This window comes from Petralouisia sp. (assembly GCF_056822245.1).
Map to the genome: position 1 here is coordinate 14,935 of NZ_JBQIOP010000050.1, position 14,998 is coordinate 29,932.

Here is a 14,998-nt window from a genome sequence, read left to right on the forward strand (position 1 = left end):
ACCTCCTTAGATGAATCAGGTTGACAGTTTCTTTTGAAAATATTGGTAGGTTTCCAGGGTCAGGGGATCGATTTCACCGCCTTTTTTTTCCAGATAATGCAGTGTGTCCGATAAGATTTTCAGCATAGCCTGATCCAGATCCTCAAAGGCCAGCTTCCTCACAATCTCCAGATTCGGCGCTTTGGCCCGATTGGGTTCGATATAATCTGCAATATAGACGATTTTATCCAATGTATTCATATTTGGTTCGCCGGTTGTATGAACCTGGATGGCATGCAGGATTTCCTCGTCTTCCACGCGATACAATTTCCTGGCAAAATAAGCGCCCAGCTTTGCATGAAGAAGAAAGGGGCTCTTCTCTTCTGACAGGGAAACAGGAATTTTATGTTTTTTACACAGTTTTAATTTTTCACGGTTTGAGATGCATTTTGCGCAGTCATGCAGCAATCCTGCATAGACGGCCTGTTCCAGATTACACTGGTGGGCCATAGCCAGTGCTGCTGCCGTATACATTACGCCGACGGTGTGGGTGTACCGCTCTTTGTCCAGTTCTTTTTTTAACTTTTTTTCAATTTCCGCCCGTTTCATATTCCGCTCACTCCTTCCGGTCAATGCTCATTTCGGATGCGTCTCATACAGATGATAAATCCGGATGTACTCTTCCACTTCTTTCGGAACAAGATAACGTATGGTTCTTCCATATTGCAGACGATGCCGGATATCCTGGGAGGAAACTTCCAGATTCGGCGTATCCAGGGGAAAGAATTTTCCGGGATATTTCTGGTTCAGTTCGTCAATTTTCTGGAAAAATTTTTCCTGATGCTTATGCTTGCGGTAAGCGGCCAGAATGCTGCAGTTTTTTAAAATTGCGGCCGGCTCCTTCCAGCGTTCAAAGTCAAACAGGGAATCTGCGCCCAGAATAAAGAACAATTCTGCCGATGTATAGCGGTTTTTTAATTTTTCCAGGGTAAGATAGGTGTAACTGGTAACCGGGCTTTCCACTTCTATTTGCTCCATGGCAAATTTGGGATTGTCTGCAATTGCCAGGGTAACCATTCTGCAGCGGTGCATCGGTTCTGTTACGTACTGTTTCTGCTTATGAGGAGACTGTCCTGTGGGGATAAACAATACCTGGTTCAAATCAAATTGTTCTCTGGCATTTTCTGCAATCATTAAATGCCCGTAATGGATAGGGTCAAACGCCCCTCCCATAATACCGATTTTTAGTGTGTTTCCTCTGCTCATTCCGGAGTCCTTTATCTGGGTAATTGAATTTTCGGATCTTTTTTGGCGGGACGGTATAAAATGATTTTCTTTCCGATGACCTGAACCACTTGTGATTTGGTGCGTTCCGCCATAGTGTCTGCAAGTTCGTTGGGGTCGTCAAAGCAATTTTTCAATACGGAAAGTTTAATTAATTCCCGCTTTTCCAATGCCTCGCTTACTGCATTTACCAGTTCCGGCGTCAGGCTTGCTTTTCCTACCTGAAAAATCGGGTTAATGTTACTGGCAAGGCTTTTTAAATAAGAGCGTTGTTTACTTGTGATAGTCATAGTATATTCCTTTCTGGCAGAGGTTATTTTATAATTATAAAATTTCAGGCCGTTACATAATTGTTCACAATCATTCGATTCCAATATTATTTGTAATAATCAAATTCCAGGCCGTACATGCGCACCGTATCGCCTTCTGAGATACCGGCTTTTTCCAGCTCCTCTAAAATCCCCTGATCCCGCAGGAATTTCTGGAAAAACAGGAACCCTTTTTCAGAATCAATATTGGTATAGCCTAACATTTTCTCGATTTTGGGCCCTTCTGCCACATATACATTGTCTTTTTCATCGTAGGTTACAGTGTAAGCTTCTTCCTGGAATACCGTTGTCTCCGGGAAAAATTCCTGTTCATAAACCACAGGGGCGTCATCTGTCTGGGACAGAAGCTCGCTGACATGGTATAATAATTCTTTTATGCCCTGGCCGCTGACTGCAGATATGGGAAATACCCGGATGCCCTGGGATTCAAATTCCTTTTTTAAGGCAGGCAGGGCGCTTTCTTCTTCATCGTAAATAGCGTCAATTTTATTTGCTGCAATCACCTGGGGCTTTTTTAACAATTCCGGATTGTAATTCTCCAATTCCTGATTGATGGCATAGATATCTGCAATGGGATCTCTCCCTTCCACCGAGGCTGCATCCACAATATGAATCATGACCTTGGTGCGTTCAATGTGTTTTAAAAATGCGTGTCCCAGTCCAACGCCCTGGGAAGCTCCTTCAATCAATCCTGGAATATCCGCTATCACAAAGCCGCCGGCGTCCTCTAAATCCACCACTCCCAGATTGGGATTTAAGGTGGTAAAATGATAATTTGCAATTTTAGGCCGGGCATTGGTAACCCGGGATAAAAGGGTGGATTTTCCCACATTGGGGAATCCGACTAACCCCACATCTGCGATTACCTTTAGTTCCAACCGGACCTCCAGTTCAATTCCAGGCTGTCCAGGCTGCGCGTATTTGGGCGCCTGCATGGTGGAGGTTGCAAAATGCTGATTGCCGAGGCCTCCCTTTCCGCCTTTTAAAATGATCTGCGTGGTATTGTCTCCTGACATATCAGCAATTACTTTGTCGCTTTCTGCATCCCGGATAATGGTTCCGGCGGGGACTTTTACCACCAGATCTTCACCGTTTTTCCCATGACAGTTGCGTTTCTTTCCGTCCTCGCCGTTTTCAGCCGCGTATTTTCTGCGGTGTCTGAAATCGCCCAGAGTATTTAAGCCCTCATCTACCTGAAAAATCAGGTCTCCGCCCCGGCCGCCGTCTCCGCCGTCCGGCCCGCCGTTGGGAACATATTTTTCACGCCGGAACGAGACGTGGCCGTCTCCGCCTTTTCCGGATTTTATAATAATTTTTGCACTGTCTGCAAACATATTTCCGCCTTTCTTATTTTCCTGTGATATAAGAATAGACCCGGCTATACAGTCGAGTCTATCAATCCGTTACATGCAAATCTGTGATTGCCTGGACAGCAGATATTATTCATTGCTTGCTACTGGATATACGGAAGCCTGTTTCTTGTCTCTTCCTTTTCTTTCAAATCTCAGAACACCGTCAACTAAAGCGAATAAAGTATCATCGCCGCCTCTTCCAACGTTTACGCCTGGATGAATCTTAGTTCCGCGCTGTCTGTATAAAATATTTCCAGCCTTTACAAACTGTCCGTCAGCTCTTTTCGCACCTAATCTCTTAGATTCGGAATCTCTTCCGTTCTTGGTAGATCCAACTCCCTTTTTATGAGCGAAAAATTGAAGGTTCATATTCAACATGTTCTACACCTCCTTAAATGTAAGCGAAACATAATCTGTTCCGTAACTTTTCTGTATTCCCTGTAATCCTAAGACCAGTGAACGAATTAATAGCAGCGCTTCCCTGGAATATCCCGTTTTCAGGGAAAAATCAATCAGACCGCTTTCTGGGTCAGATGCAATGTCAAACTCATCTGACAAAAGCGTCTCTATGGAATTGATGGTATTGATGACCAGTACGGAAACTGCGGCGCAGACAATGTCCTCTCCTGCTTCCGCATATTCTGCATGTCCAATACAATGAAACGCTGTATATTCCTGTTCACTGTTTTCATAAACTGTTATTTTAATCATAACAATTCATACGATTAGCCATTAATCTTTTCAATTTTTACTTTGGTAAAAGACTGTCTGTGACCGTTTTTCTTATGGTAACCGGTTTTTCTCTTATACTTGTAAACGATGACTTTTCTGCCTCTTCCGTTTGCTACTACAGAAGCTTCTACGGTTGCGTTGGATGCGTCTGAACCAACCTTCAGAGAACCGTCGCTTACTGCCAGAACGTCATCAAAAGTAACTTTCTCACCAGCTTCCAGACCAAGCTTTTCAATGGTAATGATATCGCCTTCGGATACTTTGTACTGTTTTCCACCTGTTGCTATAATTGCGTACATATGGCACACCTCCTATTATCATTACTCGCCAGTTGCGGCGCTGCACTGCTGCAGACTTTGGAACCTCACTGTGCGGCATACTCATAGAGAATACCATAAAACCACAGAGAAGTCAATTATTTTTTGAGGATTCTCATGATTTTACCTGCTCGGCCAAAGATTTTCTCACTTTTTTGCGGGTGAGCTCCACCAGATTCAGCTTCGTCATGTCCACCACCCGAACCGGAACCGGATCAGCGCTGACAGCTCTGCTTAAAGCCTGCATCAGCAGTTCCCTGGACTCGTCAGATTTCATATCAATAAAATCTACGATAATAATGCCGGAAAGGTTTCGAAGCCGCAGCTGCCGGGCAATTTCTTCTGCCGCCTCCAGGTTAATCTTAAGGTAATGCTCCTGCACCTGCTTTTTAGAAATGCTTTTTCCTGAATTAACGTCAATGACTGTCAGCGCTTCCGTGGGCTGAATCACCAGATAGCCGCCGGACTTCATCCACACTTTTTCCTGAAGGGCTTCTTTCAGATGATGTTCCAGGCGGTAAAGGCTGCTTAAAGTGATTCCGGGATCTTCATAAAGACTGAGCTTCTTAAGATCCTCAGGCTGAGCAGCGTTCAGGTATTCCCGGGCTTTTTCGAAAAGTTCCGGAGCATCGGTGAGGATGGAGGTAAGCCACAGCTGATTGACGTTTTGAAGCATATGAAGATATTCCGGCGTACTTTCCTTTATACAGGAAAATACGGTACGATAGGGGGCGATTTTTTGAATATTTCTATATTCCTGTTTTAACTTTTCGTATTCTTCCAGTATTTCCTCGTTTGAAGCAGAGGCTGCATTGGTTCGAACAATAATTCCGAAGTCCTCGGATGCATCAAAACTTAAATGCTTCTTTAACTCTTCTCTTTTTTCTTCAGATATTTTTCTGGAAATTCCGATCCGCTTGTTTTCACTGGTCAGCACCAGATATTTTCCCGACAGATTTAAGTTTGTGGTAACCTTCGGAGGCTTGGATTTGCTGCTTTCCTGAGCCACCTGAACCACTACTTCATCTCCCTGAACCATATTCGGGCTGTTGATTTTTTTCACAAACAGGGGTTGCTTCATTTCGTCCAGAGGGTAATAACAGGGCATTCCCGGGGCAATTTCAATAAAAGCAGCATTTAAGTTTTTGACAATGTTCTTGACTCTTCCCACATAGATGTTTCCCAGGATGCTTTGCTGTTCTGCAGGCTCCAGAGTCACTTCCAGCATTTTTTTCTCCTGATAAAGAGCCGCGGCGATGTATTCTTTATTGTTTTGCTTTAACTTGGTTATCAATAAGGTATTGTTCATGAAGAAATCACCTGTTTCCTTTTGGGTATTTTCTCAGTCTGGAGAAAACTTTCTGTTCTGAAATACGGACGAAACCACCGGATGGCCATTTACACACAAACCGGACAATATTCCGGATAATGAATCGCCTGCACAAAGGACGCACATAATCCGGGCAATGTTCCGAATAACGAGTTGTCTACATAAAGGACTCACATAATCCGGGCAATGTTCCGAATAACGAGTTGTCTGTATAAAGGACGCCCATAACCCTCAGGGAATGTCCTCTCCCAGCTGCCCCAGGGGCAGGAATTCCGGGAATATTTTTCCCTGAGCTGTGAAGGAGTTTTTCAGCTGCTTTAACTGCTTCTGGTAATCCTTCCGTTCCTGTTCGCCTTTTACCGGAATCTCTTCTGATTTAGCGTAAACCTCCAGACGATGCACCTGATACTTCAGAGGATTGTATGTTATACCGCAGAATTTACAGAAATCCTCCAGTACAAGTTCGGGTTTTACATTATCGCTGCTTCCGGTGGAAACCTTTAAGAACAGGCCGTATTCCGGCAGGGGGCCATCCTTTAAGGTAAAGTCTTTTAAGTTGAGACCCTTCATCTCATAGATGAGGTCCTTTAAGTTCATTTCCAACTGGCTTTTCTTGGTCTGTTTGGTAATGAGAATCTCCGGCTGCATTTCATAATATTGCTGAACCTGTTGGGAAAGCTCCTGCAGGGAATGAACGTCAGGTGCATACCCTGGTTTCACATATACAATATAATCGGCGGCGGCTACCAGTGACATGGAAGACCTGGCGGTATCCGGCAGCCTTCGGTATTCCAGTATGGAGACGCCCTCCACCATCACCTGATTTAAAGCGTCTAGAGACTTAAGGCTGGACCTGGAAGAGTTCACCTCAATGTCAAAGTATTCACCGTCACTGGTGACGCCCACGCCCAAAGGCGCGGCAAAGGACATAATCTGATGGGGGCTGCAGCCGCCGGAATAGGCAATGTCAATCCCTGCCCGGCGGATGGCTTTCTGGAAATACCGCATCATATCCAGATGTCCGATAAATTTCATAACGCCGTATTTCTGAAATTTAATTCTGATGTTCAACACAAACACCTCCTTCGAAGGATGCGGCGCCGCAGCCATTGCACTGCTGCCTGCAGTTTAAGGTAACCTCTCCCTTTTGGGCCCGTTCCCACTCCTTAAGAAGGAATGCTCTGGAAACGCCGCAGTCAATAAAGTCCCAGGGCAGGATTTCTTCTGCCGTTCGTTGGCGCAGATTATAAAAATCAATGGAGATTCCGCATTCTTCAAAGGCCTCCATCCATTTCTGGTTGTCAAAGGCTTCGGTCCAGGCGTCGAAGAGACATCCTTTCTGGTATGCCTTTAGCAGAACCTGTCCCACTCTTCGGTCTCCTCTGGCAAATACTCCTTCTAACACCGTAACGTCAGCTTCATGCCAGTTAAACTTCAGGCTCTTCCGGTTTAACTGTTCCTTCATCTCCTCATTGACGGTTCTGGCTCTTTTCAGATATTCTTCCTTCGGATACATGGAAGCCCACTGAAAAGGTGTAAAGGGCTTTGGCACGAAAAAGGAGGCGCTGATGGTAATCTGGCATTTGCCGTTGCGCCTGTCCTTGGGAATTTCATAGTAACGGCGGGCGATTTTGTCTGCCAGTCTGGGAATTTCCTTCCGATCCTCTTCTGTCTCGGTGGGAAGTCCCAGCATAAAGTAAAGCTTCACCTTCTGCCAGCCGCCTTCAAAGGCCAGTCCCGCTCCGTTTAAAATCGCTTCTTCGGTCAGTCCTTTGTTAATGACATTTCTGAGGCGCTGAGAACCTGCCTCCGGCGCAAAAGTCAGGCTGCTTTTGCGGATATCCTGAACTTTTTTCATGGCTTCTAAGGAAAAAGCGTCTATTCTCAGGGAGGGAAGGGAGATATTTACCCCTTTCTCCTTGTGTTCAATCAGGTAATTCAACAGTTCCGGAAGGCTGCTGTAATCACTGGAGCTTAAAGAACTTAAAGAAATTTCTTCATGGCCGGTATTGCCAAGCATCTCACCGGCGCATTCCTTCAGCATTTCAAGGCTCCGTTCCCTGGTGGGCCGGTAAATCATGCCGGCCTGGCAGAACCGGCAGCCCCGGATACAGCCCCGTTGGATTTCAAGAACCACTCGGTCCTGGGTTGCTTTAAGAAAGGGGACCAACGGCCGGCGTGGGTAGGCTGCATGGCTGAGCTCCATCTCAATTTCTTTTTTTACCGTGGCCGGAACATCATCATATTTCGGCTGAAAGGAGGCAATGGTTCCATCCTCCTGATAAGCTGCTTCATAGAGGGAAGGCACATAGATACCGGGAATTCTGCATGCCTGGCGGAGAAATTCCTCTCTGGAGCAGTCCTTTTCCCGGGCTGCTTTGTATAAATTAAACAATTCATCGTAACGTGTCTCTCCTTCTCCGATATAGAACAGGTCGAAAAACTCTGCCAGAGGTTCCGGATTATAGGTACAGGGGCCGCCGCCAATCACCAGAGGGTGTTCCCAGGTACGTTCCCCGGCCATCAGGGGAATCTGGCTCAAATCCAAAATCTGCAAGATATTCGTATAGCACATTTCATATTGTATGGTGATTCCCAGAAAGTCCATGTCCTTCACCGGAGACTGGTTTTCCAGGGTAAACAGCGGTATTTGCTGTTCTTTCATAATCTGATGCAGATCGCTCCAGGGGGAATAGACCCGTTCACAGCAGACGTCGTCCCGCTGATTAAACATGTCATACAGAATCTGGATGCCGAGATGGGACATGCCGATTTCGTAGACGTCCGGAAAGCACAGGGCAAAACGGATTGCCGCAGCTTTTGGATCTTTTTTCACCATATTGACTTCGTTGCCGATATAGCGGGCAGGCTTGTCAATGTGAAGCAGTATTTCATCGCTTAAAGCTAATTGTCTCATGTTTTTCCATTCCTTTTTCCGAATTTTCGCATGTAATACTCAAATTATTATAGACTACTTCCCTTTTGATTTCAATGAAATTTTAATCATGTTTTCCAGTTCTTCCGTGGGAAGCGGATTCCATTCGATCTGCTGGATCAGATCCTGGGCCTTGTATTGGTAAAATGCAATCTGCTTCTGATCGCAGTACACAAAGGCTGCAAAGAGTAAGAGGGCGATTACTGTGCGTAAACCCAGACTGGAATACTTCAGTTCCCCTTCCCGTCCCTGTTCTCCCGGGGAGGAAGAAATTCTCCAATATGGTTCTCTCCCCTGCTTTTCCTGGGCTTCAGGGTAAAAAGAAGAGCGGATTTGATCCACATAAGCTCTTCTCTGGGCTACGGTTTCTTCCATTTGTTTTGTCATAATGTCTCCTGGAAAAATCTTCTTGTTATATTGTAGTACCATGGGGCTGAAAAAATACATGCTTTGGTTCTGTTTGTGATATTTTTTGCAGCGTTGTAGAAGCTGACTTTTTTGTGAATTGAAATAATAAGGGGTGAATAGTTTACATAAATATATTATGTAAACTATTCACCCCTTGATTCATAGCATTTTAATTTTCTCAAAATCTAAAATTATTTCCTGAATTACCGCTGGCTTAATTCTTCCACAATATCTTCCCAGGTCACATCCTTTTCTACCATCAGCACCATCATATGGTACAGGAAATCAGATATTTCGTATTTGATCTCTTCTTTTTCCGGATTTTTGGAAGCAATGACAATCTCGGTGGCCTCTTCTCCCAGTTTTTTCAGAATCTTGTCAACTCCCTTTTCAAAGAGATAATTGGTATAGGAGCCTTCCTTGGGATTGGCTTTCCGGTCTTTGATGACGTCGTAAACGCTTTCAAAAACCTTCAGCGGATTCTTGGTGACAAATTCTTTTTTTACAATTTCCTGGAAAAAGCAGCTTGTATTTCCGGTGTGGCAGGCAGCGCCCACCTGGGAAACTCTGGCAAGCAAGGTGTCTTTGTCGCAGTCTACCGTCAGGGATTTCACATACTGGTAATGTCCGGAGGTTTCTCCCTTAATCCACAGTTCATTTCTGCTTCTGCTGAAATAGGTCATTTTCCCTAAGGACAAGGTCGTATGGAAAGCTTCTTCATTCATGTAGGCCATCATCAGTACTTCTGAGGTCTGATAATCCTGTACAATTACCGGTATCATTCCGTCAGAATTCAGCTTGAATTCCGACCATTCCATGGAAGATTCGAATTTCTTCGTCTCAATGCCCTCGGCGGCAAGGCTTTGTTTTAATTCTGTAACATAGGTATTGGGATCGCTGATGTAAGAACCGCCGATACCCGTAACGGAATCTTTTTTCAGAATCTCCACCCAGCGCTCCTTATCATATCCTTCAACAATAACGCTGAACGGAAGGTCCGTAATATTTTCTAAAGACTCAATGATGCCTTCGTTGAGCACCACCAGCTTGTGGATATGTTCGGCAACTTCTTTTTTGTGCTTAAACATTAAGTCCACATTCTCCATGGAAACCAGCATTTTATCCCGTCCAAACCGTTTGGCGCCCTCTTCGGCCAGGGCAATGGTTTCATGCTTTGCGCTGTCTAATATAACGCCTTTGCAGCCGGCGTAAATCAGTTTCTTAATATCCTCCAACCGGGAAATGCAGCCGGCCCCGTAAATGGGAATCTCCACCATCCTGCTTAATTCTTTTATCGTATGAAGATTCACCTCATGCTCATCTTCATTGGAGGACAAATCGAAGATATAAAGCTTATCCACTCCGCTGTCGTTATATATTTTCGCCAGTTCCCGCAAATCTCCGGCGATTTCCGGGTTATTTTTTCCTTTTACTGCCATGCCGCATTTCAGATAAATGGTGGCAATCAGGTTTTTATATTCCATATTCTCACCTATAAACTACCTTTCGTTGACATAATATCTTTGATTCTCGTATCTTTCATGGTGGCTTCATCCAACGCCCTTCCGAAAGCTTTAAACAGTCCCTCAATCATATGATGGTTGTTGGAACCGGACAGAATCTTCATATGCAGGTTCATGCCTGCACTGTAGGAAACGGCATAGAAAAATTCCCGGACCATTTCCGTATCCATATATCCTACCCGCTCTGCGGTAAACTCTCCTTCAAAGGAGAAATAGGGCCTTCCGCTTAAATCAATGGCGCAGAGCACCAGAGTTTCATCCATGGGCAGGATGCAGCTTCCGTAGCGTTTGATTCCCCTCTTATCCCTTAAGGCAATCCGAATGGCATTCCCCAGTACAATACCGGTATCTTCAATGGTGTGGTGGGTGTCCACGATCAGATCTCCTGTCACATGTACCTTCAGGTCAAAGAAACCGTGGCGGGCAAATCCGTCCAACATGTGATCAAAAAAACCAATTCCCGTATTCAGCTGACTGACGCCGCTGCCGTCTAAGTTCAGGGTCAGGTTAACGTCGGTTTCCTTTGTTTTCCGGTGCTGTTTGGCAGTTCTTTCTGCTGGCATGGTTCGTTCCTCTTTTCTATTTATATGTGAGATACGCGCAGGTGTTTCTGATTTACGTGAACTGCACGTTATTCTTCAAATCTTACTTTAATCGAATTTGCATGCGCCGTCAACCGTTCTGAGACAGCAAATTGCACAATATCCTGATAAACTGGTTCCAATGCCTCTTTTGAATACGAAATAATACTGGATTTCTTGATAAAATCATCCACGCTCAGAGGGGAGAAAAACTTGGCGGTTCCGTTGGTGGGAAGCACATGGTTCGGGCCTGCAAAATAATCGCCCAATGGCTCGCTGGCATACTCTCCCAGGAAAATAGCGCCGGCATTTTTCACTTTCATCATAGTTTCAAAAGGATTGGCCGTAAGGATTTCCAGATGCTCGGAGGCAATTTCATTGGCAGCCTCAATGGCTTCCTCCATATTCTCTGCCACCAGGATGTAACCGTAATTTTCCAGGGATTTTTCGATAATTTCTTTTCTGGAAAGCGCTGCGGTGAATCTGTCCACCTCCCGGGACACCTGTTCTGCCAGAGCTTCGCTGTCTGTGATTAAAATGGCGCTGGCAAGCTCGTCATGCTCCGCCTGGGACAGCAAATCAGCTGCTGCAAATCTGGGATTGGCCGTTTCATCGGCAAGCACCAGAATTTCACTGGGGCCTGCAATGGAGTCAATGCTGACATGGCCGAACACGGCCTTTTTGGCCAGGGCCACATAAATGTTGCCGGGGCCCACGATTTTATCTACTTTCGGGATATTCTCAGTGCCGAAAGCCAATGCCGCTACCGCCTGTGCGCCCCCTGCCTTATAGATTTCATCCACTCCGGCAAGATCTGCCGCCGCTAATGTGGCAGGATTCACTTTGCCGTCCCGGCTGCAGGGGGTGGTCATGACTATTTTCTCCACGCCTGCTACTTTTGCCGGCAGCACGTTCATCAGAACAGAGGAAGGATAGGCCGCTTTGCCGCCGGGCACATAGACCCCCACCCGGGCTAAGGGCGTTACTTTCTGTCCCAGCATTACGCCGTCCGGACGGCTGTCAAACCAACTGTACTGCTTCTGCTTCTCATGATAAACTTTAATATTATGAAGGGATTTCTTCATAACCTGAAGCAAAGCGTCATCCGTCAGGTCATAGGCCTCTTTTATTTCCTCTCTGGTTACTTTGACGGTATTGCTGTCAAGGTCAGCGCCGTCAAACTGTTTTGTAAAAGCAAACAGGGCTTCATCCCCGTTGGCGCGGACTTCTTCTATAATGCGGCTGACCTGTTCCTCATACTGCTGATAACTGTTGGGGCTTCGCTTTAATAAATCTTCCTGCAGGTTCTTTTTTGTCTCTTCCGTTAACTTCAATATTCTCATAAGTTCCTCCTGGTTTCAAGCAGTGGATTTCCTGCCTGTCTCCGTGAAATCATCTAAAATTCGTTCTATAAAACCTTTTTTAAATCCTGTATTAATTTTGTAATTCTCTCGTTTTCCATTTTCATGCTGACCTGGTTCACAACCATTCTGGCAGAAAGGGGACAGACTTCCTCCAATACATGAAGGCCGTTTTCCCGAAGGGTGGAGCCTGTTTCTACAATGTCCACAATTACTTCTGACAGGCCCACAATGGGAGCAAGCTCAATGGAGCCGTTCAGCTTGATGATTTCCACGGTCTGATGCTTCTTATTATAGAAATAATTCTTGGCAATCCGGGGATATTTGGTGGCCACCCGGATCAGTTCGTGGTGCTGCAGCAATTCCCGGGCTTCTAAGGGCCCGCAGACACACATCCGACAGCGGCCGAACCCCAAGTCCAGCACTTCATAGATATTTCTGGCCTCCTCTAAGATGGTGTCCTTGCCTGCAATTCCAATATCAGCGGCGCCGTATTCCACGTAAGTGGGAACGTCCGGCCCTTTGGCAAGGAAAAATTTCAGCTTCAGCTCTTCGTTGACAAAAATCAGTTTTCTGGTCTCCTTGTCGTTGATTTCCTCACAGGTAATCCCTATTTTTTCAAAGGCTCCAAGGGTCTGGCTTGCCAGCCTCCCCTTTCCCAGCGCAAATGTTAAATATCTCATGGTTTCCTCCGTTTTATGTATTCCAGATTTCCGCTTCTATGAAAGCCCTTGGCTTCCATAGATGGATGGCCATGCGGCCCGCCGAACAGCAGGCTGAGCATGATGGGGGTTCTATAAAAACCGAATGGCCGGGATATGCATCCGTTTGGCATACGCCTGATATTCCTCCCGGGTTTTGGTTTCGTCCCAGACTGCCAGAGACACAATGATGCCCTGAGTTCTGAGCTGCTCTGCCTGGCGGATGGCTGTTTCCCTGGCTGCTTCCCGATACACAATCAGCGTTCCGTTGTCCTGAACCGGAATCTTGATTTTCTGCCTGGACAATGCCGCCATCAGCTGATCAATCACAACGGCAAATCCGATGGAAGGCGCATCTTTGCCGAAATATCCTAAAAGCTTGTCATAGCGTCCGCCCTTCACAATGGGCTCGCCGCTTCCGAAGGTATAGCCTGCAAATATGATGCCGGTATAATAATGATAACTGCTCAGCATGCCGGGCTCAATGGACACATATTTTTCCACGCCGTAAAAACGCAGGATTTTCATTAATTTTTCCAGACGCTCCAGCGCATTTAAAATTAATGGATATCCGGAAGCCAGTAATTTGGCACTGGCAGTCATTTCTTCTGTCATACAGATGCTTCCCAACATGGAAAACAGTTCTCTCAGCTCTTTTGGCAGATTCAGGGAATCCACCAGTTCTGCCACTCCGAAGAAATTCTTATTGGAAATCAGTTCAATCAGCTCCTGCTCCGTCTCCTCCTTCAGTCTTGCCGCTTCCACCAGTCCCCGGAAAAAGTCCACATGCCCCACGCCGATTTGAAATTCCTGCAGCCCTGCAATCTGAAGCGCCCGGACCACAAGGGCCAGAATCTCTCCGTCTGCATTGACAGAAGTATCGCCGATTAACTCCGCCCCGAACTGGGTGCTTTCTTTTAACCGCCCCTGATAACTGCTGTTGTTGATGAAGGTATTGCCCATATAGCTCAGACGGACGGGAAATACCTCATCTCCGTAATATTTGGCCGCGCATCTTGCAATGGAGGGGGTAATATCCGGCCGCAGAACCAGCGTATTGCCTTCCCGGTCAAAAAATTTGTAGAGATCCTTAGAGGGAGTGGTTCCGATTTCCCTGCTGAAAATATCAAAAAATTCAAAGGTAGGGGTTTCAATCATGTGATAGCCGTATTTTTTCAGCAAATGATGCAGATTTTCCTGCAAAATTAATTTCTGGGCACATTCTCTGTTGTAAATATCCCGGACTCCTTCCGGTGTATGTAATAATTTCCGTTCCATAATTGTTCCTTTCGTACAAAATTAGTTTCAGCTGCGATTTGCCAGATCCTGCTGCAGCATATCCAGATAAGGCACCAGAATGCCGCCCTTGGATGAAATAAAATATTCCGGCTCCAGCTCTTCATACCGGAAGCTTTTTCTTCCGCCCTCTTTGGCCCGGTTCCAGAACTCCATCAGTTTTTTATGGCGCAGATAATAAAGTTCATTTCTGTGGGAATAAAAAATAATCAGAAATGAAATCCCTCTCTGCGCTTCAAACTGTTCCATAAAGTCAATCTGGTGGGAATGGATATTCTGCAGCGGAAAGGTATCCGTATGGCATTCCTTGGCGTCAAAACACACTGGAATCCCCTGCACTGCCCCAATGTAATCCACGGTGCTCTTCTGATCGAAATAGGCCAGAGTGATATGCCGGCTGTCCTTGTCAATGCGAACCGGGGTAATAGGCGTCGGCACCTTTTGAATCAGGGCCAGGCGGTGTTTGGCATATTTTTCATTGGTAAGGTTGATAAACTCTTCCAGGGTGGAGCCCCGCAATCCCCGGGAATTCCATGTTGCCATAATGATTCCTCCTTTGGGCAGGATGCCGCCGGAACAGGCTGTTTCTTTCCATGCGCCGAAAAACCTCCGTATATTATAGCACACTCTTTTCTTTTCTGCCATATGAAATGACGCAAAGATAAATTTGCATCATTTCATATGGCGGCAAAAAATCCTTCCTGCTATACTAAATGCCAGAGGGGAGGTGTAAGAATGGGAAAAACCAAAAAAATAAATCCTGCAAAAGCACAATGTCATTAACTTAAGGAATCTTTTACATTTTGAATGGTAAAAGGTTCCTTTTTTCGGTGTTTATACTGTATAATGAAAATAGCTAACTGATGTTTT

17 protein-coding genes are annotated in these 14,998 nt (G+C 45.7%); all 17 read right to left on the reverse strand.

All coding sequences use genetic code 11. The annotated features are described in order from the left end of the window. Positions 1-15: 15 nt before the first annotated feature. The 17 genes from yqeK to ACTO17_RS16340 all read right to left on the reverse strand — a co-directional run bounded on the left by yqeK (position 16) and on the right by ACTO17_RS16340 (position 14,671). Positions 16-588, reverse strand: coding sequence for a bis(5'-nucleosyl)-tetraphosphatase (symmetrical) YqeK (yqeK, locus tag ACTO17_RS16260; protein ID WP_172537300.1), 573 nt, complete (start codon positions 586-588; stop codon positions 16-18). Positions 589-615: 27 nt separating this feature from the next. Next, the gene (gene nadD, locus ACTO17_RS16265; RefSeq protein WP_482558663.1) at positions 616-1,245 is read right to left on the reverse strand and encodes a nicotinate-nucleotide adenylyltransferase; all 630 of its coding nucleotides are present in this window, start codon (positions 1,243-1,245) and stop codon (positions 616-618) included. 11 nt (positions 1,246-1,256) lie between these two features. After that, a complete protein-coding gene (gene yhbY / locus ACTO17_RS16270) occupies positions 1,257-1,553 on the reverse strand; it encodes a ribosome assembly RNA-binding protein YhbY (protein WP_172537298.1) in 297 nt (98 codons plus the stop codon). Between the two features lie 86 nt (positions 1,554-1,639). Beyond that, a complete protein-coding gene (obgE, locus tag ACTO17_RS16275) occupies positions 1,640-2,926 on the reverse strand; it encodes a GTPase ObgE (protein ID WP_482558664.1) in 1,287 nt (428 codons plus the stop codon). A gap of 105 nt (positions 2,927-3,031) precedes the next feature. Further along, positions 3,032-3,322 (reverse strand): 50S ribosomal protein L27, encoded by a 291-nt coding sequence (gene rpmA, locus ACTO17_RS16280; RefSeq protein WP_172537296.1) that lies wholly within the window; start codon positions 3,320-3,322, stop codon positions 3,032-3,034. A gap of 3 nt (positions 3,323-3,325) precedes the next feature. Continuing rightward, positions 3,326-3,655 (reverse strand): ribosomal-processing cysteine protease Prp, encoded by a 330-nt coding sequence (locus tag ACTO17_RS16285; protein ID WP_172537295.1) that lies wholly within the window; start codon positions 3,653-3,655, stop codon positions 3,326-3,328. 14 nt (positions 3,656-3,669) lie between these two features. Further along, positions 3,670-3,975: a 50S ribosomal protein L21 gene (gene rplU / locus ACTO17_RS16290; protein ID WP_172537294.1), complete on the reverse strand. Its 306-nt coding sequence runs from the start codon at positions 3,973-3,975 to the stop codon at positions 3,670-3,672. Between the two features lie 133 nt (positions 3,976-4,108). After that, a complete protein-coding gene (locus ACTO17_RS16295; protein WP_482558665.1) occupies positions 4,109-5,302 on the reverse strand; it encodes a ribonuclease E/G in 1,194 nt (397 codons plus the stop codon). 252 nt (positions 5,303-5,554) lie between these two features. After that, complete coding sequence (locus ACTO17_RS16300; protein WP_482558668.1) at positions 5,555-6,394, reverse strand: TIGR03936 family radical SAM-associated protein; 840 nt, start codon at positions 6,392-6,394, stop codon at positions 5,555-5,557. Next, positions 6,378-8,240, reverse strand: a complete 1,863-nt coding sequence (locus tag ACTO17_RS16305; protein ID WP_482558666.1) for a TIGR03960 family B12-binding radical SAM protein — start codon at positions 8,238-8,240, stop codon at positions 6,378-6,380. Before ACTO17_RS16305 ends, ACTO17_RS16300 begins: the two co-directional genes overlap by 17 nt. A 54-nt stretch (positions 8,241-8,294) precedes the next feature. Further along, the gene (locus ACTO17_RS16310) at positions 8,295-8,645 is read right to left on the reverse strand and encodes a hypothetical protein (RefSeq protein ID WP_172537291.1); all 351 of its coding nucleotides are present in this window, start codon (positions 8,643-8,645) and stop codon (positions 8,295-8,297) included. A gap of 224 nt (positions 8,646-8,869) precedes the next feature. Then, positions 8,870-10,150 (reverse strand): bifunctional phosphoribosyl-AMP cyclohydrolase/phosphoribosyl-ATP diphosphatase HisIE, encoded by a 1,281-nt coding sequence (hisIE, locus tag ACTO17_RS16315; RefSeq protein ID WP_172537290.1) that lies wholly within the window; start codon positions 10,148-10,150, stop codon positions 8,870-8,872. An 8-nt stretch (positions 10,151-10,158) separates the two neighbouring features. Continuing rightward, positions 10,159-10,752: an imidazoleglycerol-phosphate dehydratase HisB gene (gene hisB / locus ACTO17_RS16320; RefSeq protein ID WP_172537289.1), complete on the reverse strand. Its 594-nt coding sequence runs from the start codon at positions 10,750-10,752 to the stop codon at positions 10,159-10,161. Positions 10,753-10,820: 68 nt separating this feature from the next. Beyond that, entirely contained in the window at positions 10,821-12,113 is a 1,293-nt protein-coding gene (hisD, locus tag ACTO17_RS16325; protein WP_482558667.1) for a histidinol dehydrogenase, read from the reverse strand. Between the two features lie 65 nt (positions 12,114-12,178). Then, complete coding sequence (gene hisG / locus ACTO17_RS16330) at positions 12,179-12,814, reverse strand: ATP phosphoribosyltransferase (protein ID WP_172537287.1); 636 nt, start codon at positions 12,812-12,814, stop codon at positions 12,179-12,181. A gap of 111 nt (positions 12,815-12,925) precedes the next feature. After that, positions 12,926-14,110 (reverse strand): ATP phosphoribosyltransferase regulatory subunit, encoded by a 1,185-nt coding sequence (hisZ, locus tag ACTO17_RS16335; protein WP_172537286.1) that lies wholly within the window; start codon positions 14,108-14,110, stop codon positions 12,926-12,928. Between the two features lie 27 nt (positions 14,111-14,137). Continuing rightward, positions 14,138-14,671, reverse strand: coding sequence for a Holliday junction resolvase RecU (locus tag ACTO17_RS16340; protein WP_172537312.1), 534 nt, complete (start codon positions 14,669-14,671; stop codon positions 14,138-14,140). Between the last annotated feature and the right edge of the window lie 327 nt (positions 14,672-14,998).